Origin of the sequence: Chryseobacterium jejuense (assembly GCF_900100075.1) — a bacterium.
Taxonomy (GTDB): Bacteria; Bacteroidota; Bacteroidia; order Flavobacteriales; family Weeksellaceae; genus Chryseobacterium; species Chryseobacterium jejuense.
Window position 1 is genome coordinate 768,989 of sequence record NZ_FNEG01000001.1, and the last position, 21,010, is coordinate 789,998.

The following is a 21,010-nucleotide window of genomic DNA, read 5'->3' on the forward strand; positions in this document are numbered from 1 at the left end:
TTACTTTGTTTAAAAAGTCATTTTTTAATCTTAATTTATACAAAAATTCAGTTAAAGGAAAAAGCATTATGATCCGCGTTTTACTTTCTATTGTACTCATTATTCTGATGTCTTGTAGCCCAAATTCCAGGGAATACGAAAAAAGTTTTGACATCCCTTTAATGAAGAAGAATGAAGAATTCAGATTAGCTGGGGAATATGATTCTTTGGTTATCCTTAATAAAAAGTATTACAGAATTGCTGAAGATAAAGGATATGAAGAAGGAAAGGCTCTTTGCTATATTAATTTGGCGGAACTCAATCTTTCATTAGAAAACTATCCAAAATCTCAGATTTTTCTAAATACCGCTGAAGAGACTTTAAAAGATTCGAAAAATAACCTTCACTTAGCCCGATTTTATAATATTTATAGCCGTTTAAGTAGCGAAATGAGACGGCGTGACAAAGCCATTGAATATAATAGGAAAGCATTAGATTTGATTCAGCCAGCCAGAGAATCTAAATTTAAGCAGAATATTCTTTTTAGTATTTACCTTAGACAAGCAACTTATTTAGTAGGTAAAAAACAACCCGATAAAGCTTTAGTTTTCTTTAAAAAAGCCGGAAAAGTAGATGATAGCGGGATGGCAGATTGTGCCATAGCTGATTATATATATATGAACAAAAATAAAGATTCTGCTTATAAATATGTAACACTTGCTTACAATAAAGCAATGAAGAGAAGAAAGGTAGATGGTGTAGTATTATATGCCAATACAATTATGGGAGAATACTATATGGCCAATAAACAATATGATAAAGCAGAAGAAGTATTAAAGGAGGCTCTTACAATAAACCTTAAAATTAAAGATATTTATGCTTATTACCTTAAGTTTATCTATAACGACCTAAGAGTCGTTTATGAAAATAAAGGGGAGAAAGAAAAAGCTTACCTTTATCTGAATGCTTATACTGAGGCTTATAATAAAACCAACAGCTCTTTATTATCTACCATTAACCAGGATATGGAATCCTTTATATCAGAAGCAAAAACAGGTACTGAAGAACATAAAAGTAAGGTTCAATGGGTTATTTTTCTGTCTTTTGCCGGACTTTCCCTGCTCGCTCTATATACCTGGAGAATCATCAATACCTTAAGAAAAAGGAAGGCAGATCTGAAATCAGAGGCTGAAAATCTGAAAAGCAGGATTAATGATAACAGACAGGAAGAAATTCTTGAAATGGCCAAAAGAAATGATCCTGAGTTTCTTGCTTATTTTAAAGAAGTGTACCCTGGATATATAGATAAACTTTTAGCCATCAATCCTGGCCTTGAAACCTCAGAACAGGTTTTTTGTGCCATGCTGAAGCTTCATTTTACTTCTAAGGAAATTGCTAATTATACGCTTGTTCAGCATAGAACGATTCAGCAGAAGAAATACAGAATCCGCAAAAAAATGAATATTCCTACAGAAACAGATATTTATGTTTTCTTTGATCGTATCAAATGATTAACAAACTTTGTCTTTAAGAAATTTCATCTATGCTGAAGCTTCATTTTACCTCTAAGTAAATTGCAAATTATATACTTATTCAACACCGGGCTGTTCAGCATAAAAAATATAGAATCCGGAAAAGGCTTCATATTCCAACAGAAGTTGATATTTACCCGTTTTTGATCACTTAAGTTAATGCAAAAAAAAACTGTCTGATTCATTACATCAGACAGTGTTTCGAAATGTTTTTTTTCGCCACCTGAATTTTCTTAGTGGTCTTGAGTCCAAATATGAAAATTTTTAATCAAATAATAAAAAATAGGTCTACTACACGAGTACTACAGGTAATTATTTTGTAATTAATGCTTTGGAAATCAGCTTATTGTTTATTTGTGTGTTTTTGCTGTTACTGTATATAAATTTTGGAATTTTTATGACATAAATCAATACATGAACCAAATCAAAAGAATTTTCTGCATTTTTTCTCTAAACATTTTCTAAATATTTTGTTTATAAAAATAGTATTTACCATTTTTGCTTTTTGATTTAATTTGTTGGCAATCAGTGTTTTGTTTTGATGCTGTACGAGTGTAGTAGGTCTTTTTTTTATTTTTTTCAATTTAAAATATAGATTTGTAAATGTGTTTGAAATATGATTTGTATAATGTATTTGTGTTTTTGATATTATATTTATTGAGTATTGGATTATTGATTATTAATTCGGTTTTTTAAGTGCAATTATATTCGGTTTTGTATAAAATACATCAAGACGAAATACACTAAAAAACATAAAGTAGAATCTATGAAGAGCAAAGTATTATTGATAGATGAAATAGACTTGGAATGGTAAGCGTTTATGGGCAGAGATGGGAACCTGCTTCGCAAAAAGCTATCAGATTGGAAGAAAATTTGAGGTACAGCATTCTTATACAATTGAAAAATTTGCTATAAACGACGAAGGTAATCAAGAAATAAAAATACGAATGGACTTTCGGTAAAGGAATCTGCCGGAGATAAAAAGTAGTATTTATTTTAGTTGGGAAACAGCTGTCTCAACATTTAAGGCAGCTGTTTAATGTCCAGATAATATTGAGTACATTTTTTAATCATATTTTTTTAACACAAATGATAAAAGAAGAAAGATACTATGACTCAGGATGGCCGTATATAGTACATTATATATATCCTGAAGAGTTGGTTGATAAAGCAATGTTTTGTACTGTTGAAGTATTTCGGTTTTCACTATGTTATGAGAAGAAAGCTTTTGTGCTGGCTGAAATCTCCTATAAAATGCTGAAATCACTGCTTTGTTTAGCCTTGTGCATGCTACAGTAAGTATAGAACCTTAAAAATATATGGTGATAAAAATAAAAAAGGAAACATAAAATAGACAAATCAAAAAACACACAAATGAATCTCCGAAATCAGGATCTTAAAAGGAGAGAAAAAATATTTATTTTTTAGAGGGAAAAATGGCTGTCTCGGGTGAGGCAGCCATTTTTATTATACAGTTAGGAAGATAGAGGTGGATGCAGTAAGTTATTGCACTCTATAAAATAATGATATTGTGATAATCTGATGATGCTCCAAGCCACACTTTTTTATATTACATGTCCTGTAAAAAACTCCAGCATGGTTGCTAAAGCTGTTGCAGAATGCATCCGTTCTCCGTTATCAAGAGATTCTTTGGTGGCAGCTGCAGCCCGTTTTCTCATATTGATTTCGTAATGGGAAAGCGCTTCCTGCAAGGTACTATAGCGATCATCTGTTAAATGTTCACTAAGTTCCAGAGCATCAAGCATTGCCATATTGGCTCCTTCTCCGGCAAATGGAGGCATAACATGAGCGGCATCACCCATTAAAGTTAAATTAGACTTGCTCTCCCAGTTTTGATCCAATGGCATAGCGTAGATAGGTCTGGGAATGAAAGGAGTTGTAGCATTTTCAAACAGTTCGTACCATACTTTATTCCATTCCGGATATTCTGTTTTAAACCATTGAAAAACAGCTGTATTATCAGAGAAATTAAGTCTGGAATTTGCTGCCCAGTTTTCATCAGCTTTAAAACTTGCATAGAAGCCAAGATCACCATTGCCCTTTTGGCCCATCAATATATTTTTGGAATTCCCAAAGGCCATTATTTTCCCACCGTTAATCAGAGCATTGATATTGGGGGCATGTTCCTTTGAAACCATTCCTTCCAGCATGATAACACCCGAATATATCGGTTTGCTATCTGTGAGATAAGGACGGATCTTGGAATGGGCTCCATCTGAAGCAATCACAAGGTCTGCATAAGCCGATGTTCCGTTTTTGAAATGAAGTATCCAGCCTTCATTTTGGGGTTCCATAGATATACAATGACTGTCCCATACAACGGTATCCGGTTGGAGAGATTCCAGCAGCATATTTCTCAAAGGTCCACGATCTATTTCAGGACGGAAATGCTCAGCTCCGAAATCCTCTTCTGGTTTGGTATCATGGTCACTGAACAGAATTTCAGCCTGTTCATTCATGATAAGTGTTTTATCTGCTCCCGGACGATAGGTCTTTTTAAATTCTTCCAACAAATCAGCTTTCCGTAGGGCTGCCAGCCCTGAATCTTCATGCATATCCAGAGGCGAGCCCTGCACGCGTGTTTCTTTATTGAAATCTCTTTCAAATACTTTTACGTTGGCATTTTTAAGCTGTAAAAGTCTGGCCAGTGTCAATCCGGCAGGGCCACCACCTACGATGGCTATTGATATATTGTCTATCAGCATTGTATTTAAATTTTACAGGACAAAATTACAGTCCCTTCATCACTGATAATAGTATAAATCGGTCATCTTTATTTTTGGATAATTCTTTGGGAGCAACACCAGAGAATTTTTTAACTTCCTTAATGAAATGATTCTGATCGGTATAATTAAGTTCCGGAAATAATCTGCCTTGGGCAATATGCTCTAAAGAAGCTCTGAAACGTAAAATAGTAGAGTAGGCCTTTAAAGATAGACCCAGTTGTTTTGTGAAATAACGGTTGATCTGTCTGCTGCTCCAACCTACTTTCTCAGAAAGCTCATTCACACTCATTTCCCCTTTCGATGTATAAATTAGCTCAAACAGTTTATGTTTTCTTTCATCTGTTTTCTGAGGGATAAGTTCCTTGATCTTTTGAGCGGCTTTGGTGCAGCAAAGTTCAAAATCCAGCAAATCATCGGCTTTAAATTCCCAAAAGTTATTAGGAAGTTCCTTTGCTTTATTTAAAACATCAGCAATGGTTGTATTTAAAATATATTCAACAGCAATAGGCTTGAAACTGACAACAAAAGCCTGAGTTTGTGGTGGAATCTGTCTTTGTTCAGGATAGGTTTCCAACCCAATAAGGGCAACATGAAAAGGTTCTGAAGGAGATTGCATAAAAAATAAATCAACCCTTCCATCCGGAATAATAACCACTTCTTTTGCTTCATCCGATTGGTTATGGAAAGTCCCCAGATTTTCTACAAAATCTGCAATACTTTGATCTGGTTCAATGAAATGAAACTGAAAGTCACGATCCATAATGAAAGGTAGTGATATGCTTTACTTTACAAGGTTAAAATACAAAAATAGATCTAATCCCTGATAAAATGTTCTATAAATTACATCAAACCAAAAACTTCATCCTGTGAACATCAATGAAGTGTATTCATTATTAGATTAAAAGTCTATGTGTCTATGTGGTTTAATTTTTTCCACCACATAGGCACATAGATTTATGCGTAAAAAAGTAATTCATGCATTTGTGGCGATTAAAAATCTTGATTTTGTATACCTCTATTATCATCTGCAAAATCAGCGAGAGATCTAATAGCATTCAATTTTATCTTCGATAAAATCCTTGCGCCTTACAATGGGAGTCATTAAAAAATTGCGTATTTGCGTTTTCCAACAAAACATTTTATGCAGAAAACAAAAGCCCGGATTGTAAAATACAACCCAGGCTCTATCAAGATTAAAAATAAGTTTAAAAAGAATATCCCAAAGAAACCGTTACATTTCTTGGAGCTCCCGGAAAGGCCCGCGTATAATCGAAGCCACCCAGAAAATAGTATTTGTCGAAAATATTGTTGACATTCACTGCCATTTTCATTTTTCCAATGTGATAATACACTGCCGCATTGACGGTGGTGTAAGAAGGCCATTCTCCCCAAAGGGCAGTTCCATTGTTGTCTTTTCCTATGCTATTATCCATACGTCTTGTATCCACATAATACATTCCCGCACCAAAGCCAAGTCCTTTCAAAGTTGAGGTTGAGAAGACGTATTTCATCCATAGGCTTGCCATGTTTTTTGGCGCTCCAGGTAAAGCTTGTCCCACTTCAGACGCAATGGAAGAAGATTTTACTTCAGTATGATTAAAGGTATAATTTCCCATAATCTGAAACTCTTTTGTTAATTGCCCGCGAATGTCCAATTCTACTCCTTTTGAGACTGCCTCTCCCGATTGTCTGTATACAGGAAAGCCTGTTGTACTGATTTCCCCTGTTGCAATCAGCATATTCTGACGTTCAATCTGGAAAAGAGAAAGATCCATTTGTAATTGATTCTTAAAAAATCCGGTTTTTAGCCCAGTTTCAACCTGAAAACTATGTTCTGCTGTGAAAGGCTTTTCAGCACCATAATCCTGGTAGTTCTGGATAAAATTGGCACCCACAGGAGCGAATCCTTGAGAATAACTTGCGAAATAATTGATCTGATCGTTAATCTGGTATGTCAGCCCAATACGGGGCAGCCATGCATTTTGAGTAGCATTAAAACGGTCTTTACCGCTTACGGTTTCAGAATAATAATGCTCATGACGTAATCCTACCATTAGCTTTAGTCTGTCTGCAAAAGAAATCTGATCCTGTACATAGATTCCGGTTGTTTTATAAGGACTTAAAAAAGGATAATTTCCTTGTGATAACCATACGTAATTACTCAGATCATGAGTGGTGTATGTTGGATTATTAAGGTCAAATGTCAAAGGAACAATTTTACCGTCTACTTTTTGTTGTCTGGCTTCCCGTTGTTGGTTGTTGCTGTCTCCTTCATATTGAGCATAATCTACACCGGCTACGATATGGTTTTCTATCTTGTGACCGGTAAGATCCCATTTCAGATAGACTACAGAATTATCAGTATAGTCTTTTCCATGGCGGTCAAAGAAACGCATGTTCATAATCGTATTTTTGGGTGCATCGGCATAGCTGTTCAGGGTACGGTGTTCGTTAACATCTTCCTGATAAATCGATTTCATATAGCTGGCATTCAATGAAAGGTTGTGCGTAAGACGCTGACTCAGCCTTGCACTGAATGACAATGTTTTGGTATTATAAAAATCTGATGGCTGACTTAAAGTAAAAGAACGGTCCAGAGCATAAAAGTCATTGTTCCTCAATCCCATTCCACGGTCAAGATATCCATGGAACTGATCGTAAACCAGATCAATATCCACTTGGGTTCCGTCCCATGGTTTGAAAGTAAAAGAAGGCGCAATCATGAAATTCTTCTGCTGATTGACATTTCTAAATGTTTTGCTGTCTTCATAGCCCGCATTCAGACGATACAGAATTTTCTTTTCTTTATCTAATGGTCCCGTAAGATCAATGCTGGTGCGAATGGTCTGAAAGCTGCCAACAGAGAAATTAACAGATCCTTTTTGTTTATCCAAAGGCTTTTTAGTCACCATATTAATTGTTCCACCGGGAGTCACATCTCCGAATAAAGAAGCACCGGGTCCTTTTAAAACAGAAACACTTTCCAGATTTATGGTTAATGGTGAACGGTAGTAGCTGTTTCCATAACTATAACCCGAACGTAATCCATTCACGAGGCGAATTCCGGTTTCATAGCCGCTTTTGAATCCACGGATGATCAGGTCATCGTAAGAAGAGGCTGTAGTTACTCCGGCAAGGTCCTGCACGACATCACGGGTGGTATATGCCTGTTTGTCTTCCATAAATTCGCTGCTGACAATAGAGACAGACTGTGGAAGATCTTTTAAATTCCCCGAAAATTTTCCACCCAATTCCAGATTATTGGTAAGGTAAGAGTTGTTTCTGCGGGCTGTAATCAAAACCTCCTGTAAATCCGTTTGATTTTCTGCCAAACGAATGGTAATTCCGTTTTTATCATCATAAGATAGAGAATCCAGTGTAACATTGGATCCGGAATAACCTTTAGCATCAATCATTAGCTGAGCAGGGTATTGAACCGGAGTTTCAAACTGAAATTTCCCGCTTTTACTTGTTGTGGTCATGCTTCCCTGATTGATGGAAACTGTGGCATTAGAAATTATTTTTCCTTCCTGATTCAGCACTTTTCCGAAAATAGGATGGGTTTCCTGTGCGGATAAGGCAAAAGGAAGTAAGAGCATTATACCATTAATGTACAATGCTTTTTTAGTTATTGGCTTCATTGTATCTTTCTAAGCTGTTGAATTATTTATTGTTCTGCGGGAATCATTAATTCCATGTGGAGGGTAGGATAGGTGCCTTCATAACAGGATTTCAGAAGTGTAAAATTCTGTTTTAGCCAATAATCATAGGCTCCCTGCAGAAAAGGATGAGTATGCAGATATAATCTTTTTATATTTTTTTGTTGAGCAGTTTTTATGAGCTCCTGAAACAGACGTGTGGCAATTCCAGCTCTCCGGTATTCTGGATTAACGAACAGCCTTGCAACTTCTACGGTTGTTTTTTCATCAATATCCAGATGAGGAAAACGATAATCAAAAGGCATCATTCCGATAACGCCAATTAGCTTTCCATCTGCGGTTCTGGCTTGTAAAAAAGCTCCGGTAGGGGATTGCAGGTAATTCTGTTCAAAATTAACAAGGTCTTTAGGAACGATGAGCGGATCCAATAAAGGATACAGCTGTCGTCTGAATTCCATCACATAAGGCAGTACTTCAAATACCTGATAATCCTGTACCAACGAAATGGTTATTTCTTCATGAGTCTTCATATATTTTATTTTAATTGTGGTGCAAACATTGGGGTTCCCTGATTGTCTAAGGCCAGCAAAGGAATCTCGTAGGTTTCTTCAAGAAGCTGTTTGAGTTCATCTTTTTCCAGTGACTGAACAGCTACCAGTTCATGATGGTGCATGACAAAGAATTCATCTCCAAACAGAAAGGCTAGATTGGGATCATGCATGACGCATAATACTGTAGTTCCTTCATTAACCAATTGACGAATGACTTCCAGTACAGCAACCTGATAATGCAGATCGAGATGATTAGTAGGTTCATCCAGCATCAGGATATCCGGTTTCTGAACCAATACCCGGCATAATAATACCAATTGACGTTCTCCACCGGAAAGGGAAGTGTAAGGCTTGTCTTTTAAATGAGTTAAATTGAACTTTTTCAGAATCGATTCTACTTCCTGATAATCTGATTGTTTAGGTGAAAATCTTGAAAAAGAGGCTCGCCCTGTTAATACCACATCAAACACTTTAAAGGGAAAAGTAGTCTGATGAAACTGGGTTAAAAATCCGAGACGAACAGGAGAACTCGTTCCTATTTTAATTTTCCGGCGTTCCTTATCGGCAATCCAGACGTTTCCTTTGTAATTCTTTTCCAGTCCAGCAATAATCTTGAATAAAGTAGATTTACCGCTTCCGTTTCTTCCCAGAATAACGGATAATTTTCCTTTGGAGAATTTAGCCTGTACATTTTTCAGTACCTGATCTTTTCCATACTCAAAAGAAAGTTGTTCTATACTAATCACACTGTTCATGAGTTCCAGTTTATAGCGTTTCGGCGCATGAGATAAATGAAAATAGGAGCTCCGATAATCATGGTAAATACTCCAATCGGAATTTCAAAAGGCATTACAGTACGCGAAAAATCATCAATCAATAATAAAAATGTTCCACCAATACTGATATTAGCCCAAACGGTAATGCTGTTATTCGGTCCAAAAATCATTCTGCTGAGATGAGGGACAATTAATCCAAACAGGCTGATAACTCCAACGGCGGCAACGGATGAAGCTGTAATCATGGTAGCTACTGCCATCAGGATCAGTTTCAAGACTGTAGGGTTTACGCCAACGGCCATGGCTTCGTGATCTCCCAAAGCCAAAAGATTCAGTTTCCACCGAAGAAGAACAATCACAGCTAAACCAATAAGGATCGGAAATATCGCTGTATGAACTTTCTGCCATGAAGCTGTATGTAAATTTCCCATTGTCCATTGCACAATAGCCTGTAATTTATACGGATCACTCAGATATTGTAAGACCGTAAGAAAAGCTGTAAATACGCCAGATACAATCATTCCGGCAAGAACCATGCTCACGATAGATGTCTTGGCTCCTGCATAAGAAACAAGATAAGTGATAGCCACGGCCAGAACCCCAAAAATGAAAGCCGAAATATTCACTGTCATTATGGGAAATAACATGGCCAGAGCTGCTCCAAATGCAGAACCTGAAGAAATTCCCAGGGTAAACGGATCCACAATCGGATTCCTGAAAACAGCCTGTAAAACTCCTCCGGCAGAGGCCAAAGAAGCACCTACCAGAAAAGTAAGGACAATTCGAGGTAAACGTACCTGCCATAAGATTGTATGCAGACTTCCTTGCAGAACGGCTTCATCTTTGGAAATTCCCAATTCCAAAGCAATATGATGAAACAGTTCTCCCATATTAATATTCTGGCTGGAACCTATCATCAGTGAAACAAACACTAAAAGAGCAGGAAGCAGGATTAATAAGGAGACTGTTTTGACGCTTTTCTTCATCAGATCAATCCTTTTTTGCCATAGATTACTTCAAAAGTTTTTTTAACATCCTGATCTAACTGTTCCTGAGTATATTCAGGCATACACCAGTGACGGAGCTGCTTAGCAAACAACATAAACTTCACGGTATGCGGATCATATGGAAATGATGGAGACATCACAAACACCTGCTTGTTTTTTACTGCAGGAAGAGCATCTAATTCTTTAAGGCTGTAAACATCCGATAGTTTTGAATTCCACAGAATGATAAGATCAGGATTCCATTTGTACATGGTTTCAGCACTGATATTGGGTGCTTCTACCGGAACAGGGCATGCATTCTGAGCTCCCGAAAGAGTAATAGCCATATCAATCAGACTTCCTTTTCCTGAAGTGGACATGATGCGTCCTTTCGACCATGCATAATAGATCTTTTTAGGAGAACTGGTTTGGGAAGCTCTCATTTTCTTAACTTCTTCGGCAACATACCCTGTAATTTCCTCAGCACGCTTTTGTTTTCCAAGTAATTTTCCGACATTCTTTAGTTCATCCAGAATCTTTTCATCATTTAAAGACGAAAAAGTAAAGACCGGAATACCAAGATTTTCAATTTGGTTAATATTATCCTCATCTGTATTGAACGTCAACACCAAATCAGGTTTTAATCCAACAATACTTTCAGCATTACTGGATTGTCCGCCAAAAGTAGGAGTAGCAATGCTTTTGTTTTTAATACGATCATCAAGCTTGGAAAGAAAACGGTAAGTATCTTCCATTTCATAGACCTGTTGCGGAATTCCTACAATTTTTTCACCAGCCTGAAGCATATAAACGTCATCAACCAATGCATTGTACAGAACCACCACTCGCATGGCTTCATGAGGAAGGATGATGTTTTTCCCTCTGCTGTCTGTTGCAGATACTTCTGCATGAACTGAGAGTTCTTTACCATCAGAATTTTTGGAATTATTACAGCTTTGTAATGCGAATACAGCCGCTGAAAATCCTATAATAAACAAGCTTTTACTATTCATGAGTTCTATTTTTTGCCAGATAACGTAATGATTTAGTAGATAGAAGTTGAGCATCATTGAGCTGAATACGTGTTCCATATCTGAAAGAGAGCTGTTCATACAAACGCCCATCATAAGGCACCGCAAACTGTTGGTGAGAAATCAGAAATACCGGCAGATGCTGATTCCCGATAAAATAACAGAAATCTGCTGCTTCAGAGTCATTTTCTGCAGGAAAGCATATCGTAAGGCAGGTTTTGATGACAATAGTAGCAACCAGTTGTCCATTGTTGTATAATCCATCTCCATGCTGCCATTCTTTTAAATTTCCTAATCTCAGCTCTAAAACCATCCCGGATCTGGTGGTCCGGGTTAGCTTTTGTTTTTTATTTTCAAACCATTCGAGTTCCAGAATGTCAGCATTTTCACTGTACAGATCAATCTCTGTTTTTACTTCATCAATTACGACTGGTTGTACTGTATTCATATTAAGCTTTTTGAGCAGCGCTTTCTTTTTTCAGTTTTACTTTTTCTTTCAGCCAGTTGCACCATTCGTTAATTCCATCGCCGTTTAATGTGCTAATGGTCATTACTTCAAGATTTGGGTTCACTTCATGGGCATCCTTTGTTACGGCTTCTACAGAAAAAGGAACGTAAGGAAGTAAATCGGCTTTAGAAACAAGCATCAGCTCGCTGGTTAAGAACATACGAGGGTATTTTTTAGGTTTATCATCTCCTTCAGTAGAAGCCAAAAGCGTAACACGATAGTCTTCCCCAAGGTCAAATGCTGATGGACAAAGAAGGTTTCCTACATTTTCGATGAATAATAGATCAACCCCTTCTAAATCAATGTGATCTAAAGCCTGTAGAATCATCTGAGCCTCAATATGACACATTCCACCTGTTACAATCTGTAAAGCATTGATTCCCACTTCACGCATTCTGATCGCATCACGTTCTGTTTCAGGATCACCTACAAGAATGGAAATGTTAAGATCCTGAGCCAGCCTTTTTCCGGTTTCCTGCATTAATGTTGTTTTTCCCGATCCCGGAGAGGAACATACATTGATTACACAGATATCTTTTAAACGGTCTCTGATGGCTTTGGCTACAAAATCATTAGCCTTTAGTAAATGAAGAGTGGTATTATCACATTGAACCGATCCTACGCGGTTTCCTAAACTTTTTGGATTAGCTGTTGACATATTAATGGTCTTTTTGTTTAAAAATTACTTTTGAAATAAAGAGTTCGTTTCCTTGAACAATATGAGCGGAAGGCGTTCCGCAGTCGTCGCAGACAAATTTGTGGTACCTGACCTGAAAGTCTTTGTTACAGCGGTCGCAATGAGCAATAATATCATTCACGAGCACCTCGAGTTCCATTTCCTGATAATAAGGATGGTCGGTTATAAATGCATCAAACGCATTCTGAATCAGGACAGGCTGAACATTGGATAGCAATCCTGCGGTTACCTGAACCTGCTGAATATCTTCTACTTTCGCATCATAATGCTCTTGCAAAGTGTCAAAGATATCCTTCACTATACTCAATTCATGCATAGCTTATATTTTTATAGGTGAAACTGATTATCTGAGTTTTTCGGATAACCTTAATGAGAAAAACAGATGTAAAACCCAATATGAGTGGGCGTTTACAAATGTGTAATTAGAGTAGTAAGCTTATATTCTTATCTTTAAATTATGAAATAAAAGATATTTGGGAAGGTGATAATGATGTACAGACTCTGTTTCAGAATTAGCAACAGCATTAGCATTTAATGTAGATCCCCATGAAAACATTTCTTTTTCAAAAAGGACAAATGGTAAATCAAGAAAAGTTTTATCGGCATCAAAATCATTTTCGGCAATAGATGCAATGAACAGAAGATCATGCTGCTGAACAGAATTGGAAACTTTAAAACTTATTTGATCTTGTGAAGAGCTCACTGAGATATTACTTTTTTGGTGACTCGCAAATCCCAGTAGTAATGTAAAAAACAGGATCAGCAGAAAAGTAATTGATATGTGCAGAGACTTCTTCATCAGTATTGCAAATTTACATCTTTTGCCAGTGCTCATCCTTACCAAAAACCTTTTAAAAATGTTCAAAATCGGGACGGAATACATTCTTTTAAAACCTGCTTATTTGATGACTTATTGATGTGTTTTAATGTTTATTTATCTGTAAATCAATGTGTTGTTTGTTGTGTAAGAAAGCGGGATTAAATTGTAATGCCTGATAAGAATGTTGAAAAAAATGACTTTTCACTTTCGAATATAAAAAAAGAGTAACTTTGAGAAGAGCACTTGTATAAGATGCTGATTTTAATGTAAGACAATCACAAAATGAATATATCCAAATATCAGTTTATCCTGCTTTGTATGTTGGCCTCTATGGCTGTACCTGCCCAAAAAAAGAAAAGTAGCGAAAAGCTTCCGCCACGTCCTGAAAAAGTAAAGTATGCACCACCACCTGTTGCCAAAACAATAGAAGAGCTTATGTCATCCGAATTAGATGGGAATCCTGCATTCGGATGGAAGAATGAGCCCGAAACACTCACTACCTTTACACCTGATGATCTTATGGAAAGGATATATCAGTTTAATGGTACTTACAGTGCAAGGATTACTTCTCTTTATCCTTTGGAAACCGTACAATATAAAAAACCGGATAAAGGCGATGATCATGTTGTACTCCTTGGTTATACGGCAAAATATGATGATTATGATACCGTTGAAATCAAAGGAAATAAAATTCTGATTTCTGATAAAAAAAATCCTAAGAAGGAAAAAATTACCTTAGAAATGACTAAAAAAGGGAAGAAAGTTATTAAAGTTAAAGAATTGAAGACAGGAAGAGTATTCACTGAATCAGATTATGCACCGCCACCATCAATATAAAGATTCTAACATATTATAGAAGGCCACGAATGCACGAATAAAAAAGGATTCGTGCATTCGTGGCCTAAAAATATATTCAATACTTACCTTAAAATATACCTTAATATCTGCGAAATATACCTGTTTTAATTCTTTAAATCAGTCTATTTTTGTGGATATAACGTAAAAGATTATGATAGCAATCGTATTGGAACAGTTTGGTGGAACAGAGTATCTTGTTGAAAAAGAAATTGAAAAACCGAGCATCAAAGATCATGAAGTTCTTGTTAAAGTAAAAGCCATCAGCATCAATCCTGTGGACGCCAAAGTACGCAGCCGAAAAGCGCCTCTGGCAGAAAGTTTAGCTCAATATAATCCATTGATTTTAGGTTGGGATATCTCAGGTGTGGTGGTTGAAGCTGGAAATGAAGTCACTTCATTGAAGCTAGGAGATGAGGTCTTTGGGATGGTTAATTTTGCAGGACATGGTAAAGCGTATGCTGAATATGTAGCCGCTCCGGCAGAACATTTAGCCGTTAAGCCTAAAAATATTACACATATTGAAGCGGCAGCCAGTACTTTGGCCGCATTAACTGCCTGGCAGGCTTTCAACAGTTATGGCAAGTTGAGATCAACAGATAAAGTACTTATTCATGCAGCCGCAGGAGGAGTAGGGCATTTTGCAGTACAAATGGCAAAACATATTGGAGCCTATGTTATTGCTACTTCCTCAGCAGTTAACCGGGATTTTGTAATGGAATTAGGGGCTGATGAACATATTGATTATAAAGCAAATCATTTTGAAGACCTTCTTCATGATATGGATTTTGTATTGGAAGCGATTGGTGGTGAAAATTTTCAGAAATCCGTTCAGGTTTTGAAACCTTTCGGGACAATTGTAGCATTGCCTTCAGGACATACTCAGGAGGATGAAAAGCAGGCTCGTGAAAAGAACCTGCATGCTTGTTATTTTATGTCTGTGTATTCCAGTGGCAGAGACATGCAGAACATTGCTGCTCTGTTGGAAAAAGGAATTATAAAACCTCATATTTCTCATGTATTTGCTTTCAATGAAATAGCAAAAGCCCATGAACAGATTGAAACAGGGCGTACCATAGGAAAAGTGGTGGTAGAGTTATCATAGTAAAGTCTTACTCAATAAAGGATGATCATTTCGAAAAATAGTCTTCTTCAAGAATGGCATATTCGTAGTTATCACTCCATCCGCTTTGTAAGGGAAGTAATTTTCTGCGGTGCGCTTCCCTTATCATTCCACATTTTTCCATAACCTTATAAGACGCAATATTATCAATGGCGCAGCCTGCTTCAATTCTATGGAGTTTTAAACCTTCAAACCCAAATTGGATGATTCTTTCAAGGGCTTCAGTGGCATAGCCTTTTCCCCATGTATCAGGGCTAAGTTTATACCATGTTTCAGCATTTTTATAATGAAGCTTAATAAGATCAATACCAATAATGCCTACAAATGTGCGGTTAATGGTTGTCTCTATTAAAAAAGTGAATTTTTTCTGGTTTTCCCCTAATTCTGTTTCTGATTTCCAGATATCGATTAATTTTTGAGTTTCTGCTATATCTTCAGAATAAGAACTAGGATTAAATAATGTACTTTCAGGTTTTAAAAGCATTTCATGTACATTGGAAGTATCGTTTTCGTTGAATGCTCGCAAGATTAATCGCTTAGATTCCAACATAAGGTGATTCATTTAATAGTCTTTATAAAATGCAAGATATAAAGAATAATTAGGATTCCTGATTAAAGGTCATTTTTATAACTTTCATTATTAAACTTCTTGGTAATTGGTGTGTCTGTTTTCTTTATAAGAGATCAATAAAGGACATATTCAGTCTTTTTTCACGAAAACAGACAGCCTTTTCCATATGGGTTAGTAGCAAAGTCTCTATATTTGAATGATGTAACGCATTATAAATGTTTTATGATGCCAATGAAAAAGAATCATACTATGCAAGAAGAGAAAATTGACTTTTTACACCATAATGAGTCAGCATGGAATAAACAAGCATTGGAACAGAACGAATGGTCTCAGGCTGTAAGTACAGAACTCATCAATGAGGTAAAAGAAGGAAAATGGGAAGTCCACCTAACGCCAAAGCCTTTAAATAAAGCATGGTTAGGAGAGGTTAAAGGAAAGAAAATTTTGTGTCTGGCATCGGCAGGAGGACAGCAGGCTCCGGTACTGGCCGCAGTGGGTGCCGAGGTTGTTGTTTTCGATATTTCGGAAGAACAGCTAAAGCAAGATGAAAGGGTAGCAAAGCGCGACGGATTATCTTTGAAAACCGTTCAGGGAGATATGAGAGATCTGAGTGCTTTTGAAAATGAGTCTTTTGATATCGTTTTTCATCCCATATCCAACCATTATGTAGAAGATGTAAATCCTGTATGGAGAGAGGCTTATAGAGTATTGAAAAAAGGCGGAAGTTTATTGGCCAGTTTTTTCAATCCGGTTGTTTTTGTGGCGGACCGCAATCCACAGGATATGATAGATGGAATTATCAGACCGCAATATACATTGCCTTATGCAGATATCAGAGATCTGAATCAGGAGCAGATAGCCCGGAAAATGGAGAATCAGGAAGCTTTGGTATTTGGACATACGCTTTCAGATCTGATTGGTGGACAAATGAAAGCCGGTTTTGTTATTGAAGACTTTACAGAAGAAATGCAGCCTCATCCAAGGTTTTTAATAGATAAATTCCTACCCACTTTTATGGCGACAAAGGCTGTTAAATTAGGCTAAAAGATGTCACTTTTTAAAACTTCTACTATTTGCTGAGACTACAATTGATGAGGTAATCATTCCCCTCCTCCTGAGGGGTGGCAAAAATTCGTAGAATTTTTGACGGGGTGGCTTCTCAATACGTCTTTGATTTCTATTTTCCTCAAAATTCACGGAATTATCCCTATTTTAGACGGCTAAAAATAGATAGCGTTGTAATTTCCAATGGATAAATCATCGATTAATAATTATTTCCATTCCCTGTTCAGTATCCAAGATGAAGTGGTGGAGAAAATCACGGAAACCTTCACATCTTTTGATGTAAAGGCTCACGCTGTTTTACTGGATCAAAATACCATCAGTACCAAGACCTATTTTCTGGAAAAAGGCTATGTTCGTTCCTATCTGCTGAATGAGGATAATGAGGAAATTACTACCAATATTTACGCAGCACCGTGTTTTGTGAACGATTTTTTATCCTTTTTCAGACAGCAGCCAACCAAAGAGATCTATCAGGCTGTTACAGACTGTATATTCTGGGAAACCGGATTGGAAAACGTGCAATATAACTTTCACAATATTCCCGAATTCCGGGAGTTTAGCCGTCTTCTTTTTGTTCTGAATTATCACAATATTCATGATAGACTAATCGAAATGGCCAGTCAAAAAGCTTCAACACGTTATGCTAATCTGATGAAGAAGGATCCGGATATTTTTCAACATGTTCCACTGAAGATTATTGCTTCTTACCTAGGAATTAAAGACAGCTCATTGAGCAGAATCCGAAGAGAGATTAATAAGTAAAAGGCTGGAAGTTACTGTCAGCCTGATGACTTCTGGAAGTTTTTTAACGCAGTGTTCGCAAGGCTTTTGAGTAAGATATCTTAGATTCGTTCGCAAGGGCGTTTCATTTAGCAATGTGGATGGTGTATTTATTTCTTAGCTGAACGAACTGCCTTTGCGAACGAATATAAAGCGTTACCAAAAAGCACCTTTGCGTTCTCTGCGTTTATAGAAAAATGGTAATCATTTTAAAAATTAATAAAGAGGACTGTCTGTTGTTTTATAACCTGCTAGAACTCCCAGCTTCCAGCCTCCCTCTTCCAATCTTAGTCTCAAACTATCATTTCTTTTCATTTGTCAAGTGATAGATTGAAATTTGTCATCCATCTTTGCTAAAAATAATTTCATGAACAAAAAACATATAGTAGTTGTCGGATTAGGAGGTGTAGGAGGATATTTCGGGTTTAAAATTAACCAGATAAATGAGACTTCCGGAAAATATACCGTTTCCTTTGTAGCAAGGGGCGAAACGTATGATAAAGTAAAAGAAAACGGATTGGTTTTACTTTCACCGGAACATCCCAACGATCGTACTCATCCGACTGCAATAGAACAGAATATTAGTGACCTTAAAAATCCTGATCTTGTATTAATTTGTGTTAAGGAATATGACCTGGAGAACGTTTGCAGACAACTGAAAGAAGTGATTACTAAAGATACGATATTACTTCCTATGATGAACGGAGCAGATATTTACGACAGAATCCGAAAAGTAATTCCGGACCATGTTATTCTGCCAACCTGTATTTATGTAGCTTCTCATATTAAAGAAAGAGGGACGGTAGAACATAAAGGAAAAGCAGGAAAGATGATTGTAGGAAGAGATCCCGAACATTTTTCAAGCGATATTGCATGGGTAACGGATCTTCTTCAGGAAAGCAAAATTGATTTTGATTTTAAAGACAATTCTTTAACAGAAATCTGGACTAAGTTTATCTTCATTGCAAGCTTTGGATTGGTAACAGCCAAGCATAATTCATCTATTGGAACTGTGTGTACTGATGAAGAACAAAAGCAGGAAGCAACGGAAATTATGAAGGAAATAAAGCAGATTGCAGATCAAAAAGAAATTCAGCTTGCGGAAGATATTATTGAAAAAACCTTTGAAAAAGCGTCTACATTTCCTTTTGAAACGCCTACATCTTTGCAGCTGGATATTCATTCCGGAAAGAAAGATAATGAACTGGAGTTGTTTGCCGGAGCGGTTTTGAAATATGGCAAAGAGGTGAATATTGAGACTCCCTATACTGAAAAGATTTATAATGAGATTAAAGAAAAATAAGTTTCGGCTAAAGCCGGTTGAATTGAAATATCATAAAAAGGCGGGTTAAAACCCGCCTCTATTGATTGAATAGAAATTTAGCAGCATTATTAAAAATGATGTGTTTATGTAGTTAATTTAGAATGGCAGAATACTTATAGGAATGTATAGTTTAGAATTAAGCTCCATGCATGAACTTCTGCCGGTCTAGCAAAACTTCCTCAGTTTCTCTATGATCCGGATCATCAACACAGCAGTCTACCGGGCATACGGCCTTACATTGAGGCTCTTCATGAAACCCCTTACATTCGGTACATTTTCCCGAAACAATATAGTAAACATCATCAGAAACCGCTTGATTGTAGGTGCCAGCGTCTGCTTCTGTCCCATCCGGGAAGGTGATGTGCCCCGAAAGTTTCGTTTTATCCTGCCAACGCCAGTCGATGGCTCCTTCGTAAATGGCTGAATTAGGGCATTCAGGTTCACAGGCACCACAGTTGATGCAGGCATCTGTTATTTTAATAGCCATATGCTTTGTTTTTTAAATGTTGTAAAAAAGGGATTCCTTCAACATGGTACTGTTTTAGAAATCCCTACTAAACTTAATTAAAACAGTTCCAACAATTTATTACATCATAAACTGTGCAAACTTGTATTTTGAATCTGTTAATTTGCCGCAATTTCTATGGCAAGGCCATCCATTTGGGCTGTCAGATAGATTTGACAGGCTAACCTGCTGGTTTCCTTGGAAGTAAAAAGTTCCGAAAGAAGAGCATCCTCCACATCACTCTTTTCAGACAATGATGCTGCATTGTTCAGAATAAAACAATGGCAGGTGGCACACATCGCCATTCCACCGCACATGGCTTCCATAGGAAGTTCATAGGCTTTACAGATATCTTTTAAAGTGAGTCCGATCTCCAGTGGGCAGATCAGGGTATGCTGAATACCAGTCTGATCTGTCACTGTGATTGTAATTTCATCTTTCATGGGTATTAGTCAATTGTTGCTACTACTTGCTTTTCTGCTTGTCTCTTTGTTCCGTCAAAACCTTCGATACCGCTTACCGTAGTATATTTCAGAACAAACTTTTTATTAGGATTCAGTCGCTGGTAAATGCTTTGACAGGCAATAGCCGCTTCATGAAACCCACATAAGATCAGCTTCATTTTAAAAGGATAGGTATTAATGTCTCCTACAGCATAAACCCCACCGATATTCGTCTGGAAATCTGTGCTGTTATCCACTTTAATGGCATTCTTTTCCAGTTCCAGTCCCCATTCTACTAGAGGGCCAAGTTTAGGAACCAATCCAAATAAAGGAATGAAATAATCGGTTTCAATCGTTTGAATAACACCTTCTTTTTCCACCATAATTTCCTGTAGCGAAGCTTCTCCTTTAATACCGATAACTTCTGCCGGAGTAATCAGATTGATTTTTCCTTCATGCTTTAATTTTTTCACTTTTTCTACAGAATCCAGAGCTCCTCTGAATTCATTTCGTCTGTGGATTAAAGTTAATGAGGAAGCTATTTCCGCTAAATGTATCGTCCAGTCCAGGGCAGAATCGCCACCACCGGCAATCACCACATGTTTTCCGGCATAATCCTCCGGACGTTTGATGAAGTAATTGACACCGCGGTCTTCATACAAAGAAATATTTTCAATAGGCGGTTTTTTAGGCTCGAAACTTCCGAGACCTCCGGCAATAACTACTGCCTTGGCTCTGTGTTTTGTTCCTTTATCTGTAATCACTTCAAATAGGTTTTCTTCCAGCTTCAGAAGATGTACAGCCGTTTCATTAAGGGTAAATCCGGGTTCAAACTGTTTGATCTGTTCATATAAATTATCAACCAGTTCACCAGCCAATACACTCGGGAATCCGGGAATATCAAATATGGGCTTCTTGGGATATAATTCTGATAACTGGCCTCCCATCTGCGGTAATGCATCAATAATATGGCAGCGCATTTTGAGAAGGCCGGCTTCAAAAACCGTAAATAACCCTGCAGGGCCGGCACCAATGATCAGTATATCTGTTTCTATCAT

At 37.1% G+C, this 21,010-nt stretch carries 21 protein-coding genes; 6 read left to right on the plus strand and 15 right to left on the minus strand.

Translation table 11 applies throughout. The features are described 5' to 3' along the window. Nucleotides 1–68 precede the first annotated feature (68 nt). Nucleotides 69–1,490 carry a tetratricopeptide repeat protein gene (locus tag BLS98_RS03445; RefSeq protein WP_139166069.1) on the plus strand — a complete coding sequence of 474 codons (1,422 nt, stop codon included), beginning with the start codon at nucleotides 69–71 and terminating at the stop codon, nucleotides 1,488–1,490. Between the two features lie 1,586 nt (nucleotides 1,491–3,076). Here BLS98_RS03445 and BLS98_RS03455 read toward each other — a convergent pair. From BLS98_RS03455 to BLS98_RS03505, 11 genes are all read right to left on the minus strand, one after another. After that, complete coding sequence (locus BLS98_RS03455; RefSeq protein ID WP_089733611.1) at nucleotides 3,077–4,237, minus strand: FAD-dependent oxidoreductase; 1,161 nt, start codon at nucleotides 4,235–4,237, stop codon at nucleotides 3,077–3,079. A 25-nt stretch (nucleotides 4,238–4,262) separates the two neighbouring features. Then, the gene (locus tag BLS98_RS03460; RefSeq protein ID WP_089733613.1) at nucleotides 4,263–5,018 is read right to left on the minus strand and encodes a helix-turn-helix domain-containing protein; all 756 of its coding nucleotides are present in this window, start codon (nucleotides 5,016–5,018) and stop codon (nucleotides 4,263–4,265) included. Nucleotides 5,019–5,463: 445 nt separating this feature from the next. Next, nucleotides 5,464–7,899 (minus strand): TonB-dependent receptor, encoded by a 2,436-nt coding sequence (locus BLS98_RS03465; RefSeq protein ID WP_089733615.1) that lies wholly within the window; start codon nucleotides 7,897–7,899, stop codon nucleotides 5,464–5,466. A gap of 26 nt (nucleotides 7,900–7,925) precedes the next feature. Beyond that, a complete protein-coding gene (locus tag BLS98_RS03470) occupies nucleotides 7,926–8,447 on the minus strand; it encodes a GNAT family N-acetyltransferase (RefSeq protein ID WP_089733616.1) in 522 nt (173 codons plus the stop codon). 5 nt (nucleotides 8,448–8,452) lie between these two features. Next, nucleotides 8,453–9,223, minus strand: coding sequence for an ABC transporter ATP-binding protein (locus tag BLS98_RS03475; protein ID WP_089733618.1), 771 nt, complete (start codon nucleotides 9,221–9,223; stop codon nucleotides 8,453–8,455). Continuing rightward, nucleotides 9,220–10,230 carry a FecCD family ABC transporter permease gene (locus BLS98_RS03480; protein ID WP_089733620.1) on the minus strand — a complete coding sequence of 337 codons (1,011 nt, stop codon included), beginning with the start codon at nucleotides 10,228–10,230 and terminating at the stop codon, nucleotides 9,220–9,222. Before BLS98_RS03480 ends, BLS98_RS03475 begins: the two co-directional genes overlap by 4 nt. Further along, on the minus strand, nucleotides 10,230–11,243 hold the full coding sequence (locus tag BLS98_RS03485) for an ABC transporter substrate-binding protein (protein ID WP_089733622.1): 1,014 nt from the start codon (nucleotides 11,241–11,243) through the stop codon (nucleotides 10,230–10,232). The genes BLS98_RS03480 and BLS98_RS03485 overlap by 1 nt, the downstream gene beginning before the upstream one ends. Continuing rightward, nucleotides 11,236–11,709, minus strand: a complete 474-nt coding sequence (locus BLS98_RS03490; protein WP_089733624.1) for an urease accessory protein UreE — start codon at nucleotides 11,707–11,709, stop codon at nucleotides 11,236–11,238. Before BLS98_RS03490 ends, BLS98_RS03485 begins: the two co-directional genes overlap by 8 nt. Before the next feature lies 1 nt (nucleotide 11,710). Next, nucleotides 11,711–12,427 (minus strand): hydrogenase nickel incorporation protein HypB, encoded by a 717-nt coding sequence (hypB, locus tag BLS98_RS03495; RefSeq protein WP_089733625.1) that lies wholly within the window; start codon nucleotides 12,425–12,427, stop codon nucleotides 11,711–11,713. A 1-nt stretch (nucleotide 12,428) separates the two neighbouring features. Beyond that, nucleotides 12,429–12,782: a hydrogenase maturation nickel metallochaperone HypA/HybF gene (locus BLS98_RS03500; RefSeq protein ID WP_089733627.1), complete on the minus strand. Its 354-nt coding sequence runs from the start codon at nucleotides 12,780–12,782 to the stop codon at nucleotides 12,429–12,431. A gap of 120 nt (nucleotides 12,783–12,902) precedes the next feature. Further along, nucleotides 12,903–13,169: a hypothetical protein gene (locus tag BLS98_RS03505; RefSeq protein WP_139166070.1), complete on the minus strand. Its 267-nt coding sequence runs from the start codon at nucleotides 13,167–13,169 to the stop codon at nucleotides 12,903–12,905. A 399-nt stretch (nucleotides 13,170–13,568) separates the two neighbouring features. Here BLS98_RS03505 and BLS98_RS03510 point away from each other — a divergent pair, with 399 nt between their 5' ends. Then, nucleotides 13,569–14,123, plus strand: coding sequence for a hypothetical protein (locus tag BLS98_RS03510; RefSeq protein WP_139166071.1), 555 nt, complete (start codon nucleotides 13,569–13,571; stop codon nucleotides 14,121–14,123). 172 nt (nucleotides 14,124–14,295) lie between these two features. Next, complete coding sequence (locus tag BLS98_RS03515; RefSeq protein ID WP_089733633.1) at nucleotides 14,296–15,246, plus strand: NADP-dependent oxidoreductase; 951 nt, start codon at nucleotides 14,296–14,298, stop codon at nucleotides 15,244–15,246. A 25-nt stretch (nucleotides 15,247–15,271) separates the two neighbouring features. Here the strand turns inward: BLS98_RS03515 and BLS98_RS03520 are convergent, their stop codons facing one another. After that, complete coding sequence (locus tag BLS98_RS03520; protein ID WP_228425305.1) at nucleotides 15,272–15,814, minus strand: GNAT family N-acetyltransferase; 543 nt, start codon at nucleotides 15,812–15,814, stop codon at nucleotides 15,272–15,274. 252 nt (nucleotides 15,815–16,066) lie between these two features. Between BLS98_RS03520 and BLS98_RS03525 the strand changes: the two genes are divergently transcribed. The 3 genes from BLS98_RS03525 (at nucleotide 16,067) to BLS98_RS03535 (ending at nucleotide 18,983) form a co-directional block, all read left to right on the plus strand. Further along, nucleotides 16,067–16,879: a class I SAM-dependent methyltransferase gene (locus BLS98_RS03525; RefSeq protein ID WP_228425307.1), complete on the plus strand. Its 813-nt coding sequence runs from the start codon at nucleotides 16,067–16,069 to the stop codon at nucleotides 16,877–16,879. A 204-nt stretch (nucleotides 16,880–17,083) separates the two neighbouring features. Beyond that, entirely contained in the window at nucleotides 17,084–17,662 is a 579-nt protein-coding gene (locus tag BLS98_RS03530) for a Crp/Fnr family transcriptional regulator (RefSeq protein WP_089733637.1), read from the plus strand. 385 nt (nucleotides 17,663–18,047) lie between these two features. Next, nucleotides 18,048–18,983, plus strand: a complete 936-nt coding sequence (locus BLS98_RS03535; protein WP_089733639.1) for a ketopantoate reductase family protein — start codon at nucleotides 18,048–18,050, stop codon at nucleotides 18,981–18,983. A gap of 157 nt (nucleotides 18,984–19,140) precedes the next feature. On the opposite strand, the gene BLS98_RS03540 is transcribed toward BLS98_RS03535, so the two are convergent. The 3 genes from BLS98_RS03540 to BLS98_RS03550 all read right to left on the minus strand — a co-directional run bounded on the left by BLS98_RS03540 (nucleotide 19,141) and on the right by BLS98_RS03550 (nucleotide 21,010). After that, a complete protein-coding gene (locus tag BLS98_RS03540; RefSeq protein ID WP_089733640.1) occupies nucleotides 19,141–19,491 on the minus strand; it encodes a 4Fe-4S dicluster domain-containing protein in 351 nt (116 codons plus the stop codon). A 137-nt stretch (nucleotides 19,492–19,628) separates the two neighbouring features. Continuing rightward, complete coding sequence (locus BLS98_RS03545) at nucleotides 19,629–19,952, minus strand: 2Fe-2S iron-sulfur cluster-binding protein (RefSeq protein WP_089733642.1); 324 nt, start codon at nucleotides 19,950–19,952, stop codon at nucleotides 19,629–19,631. 5 nt (nucleotides 19,953–19,957) lie between these two features. After that, complete coding sequence (locus BLS98_RS03550; RefSeq protein ID WP_089733644.1) at nucleotides 19,958–21,010, minus strand: NAD(P)/FAD-dependent oxidoreductase; 1,053 nt, start codon at nucleotides 21,008–21,010, stop codon at nucleotides 19,958–19,960.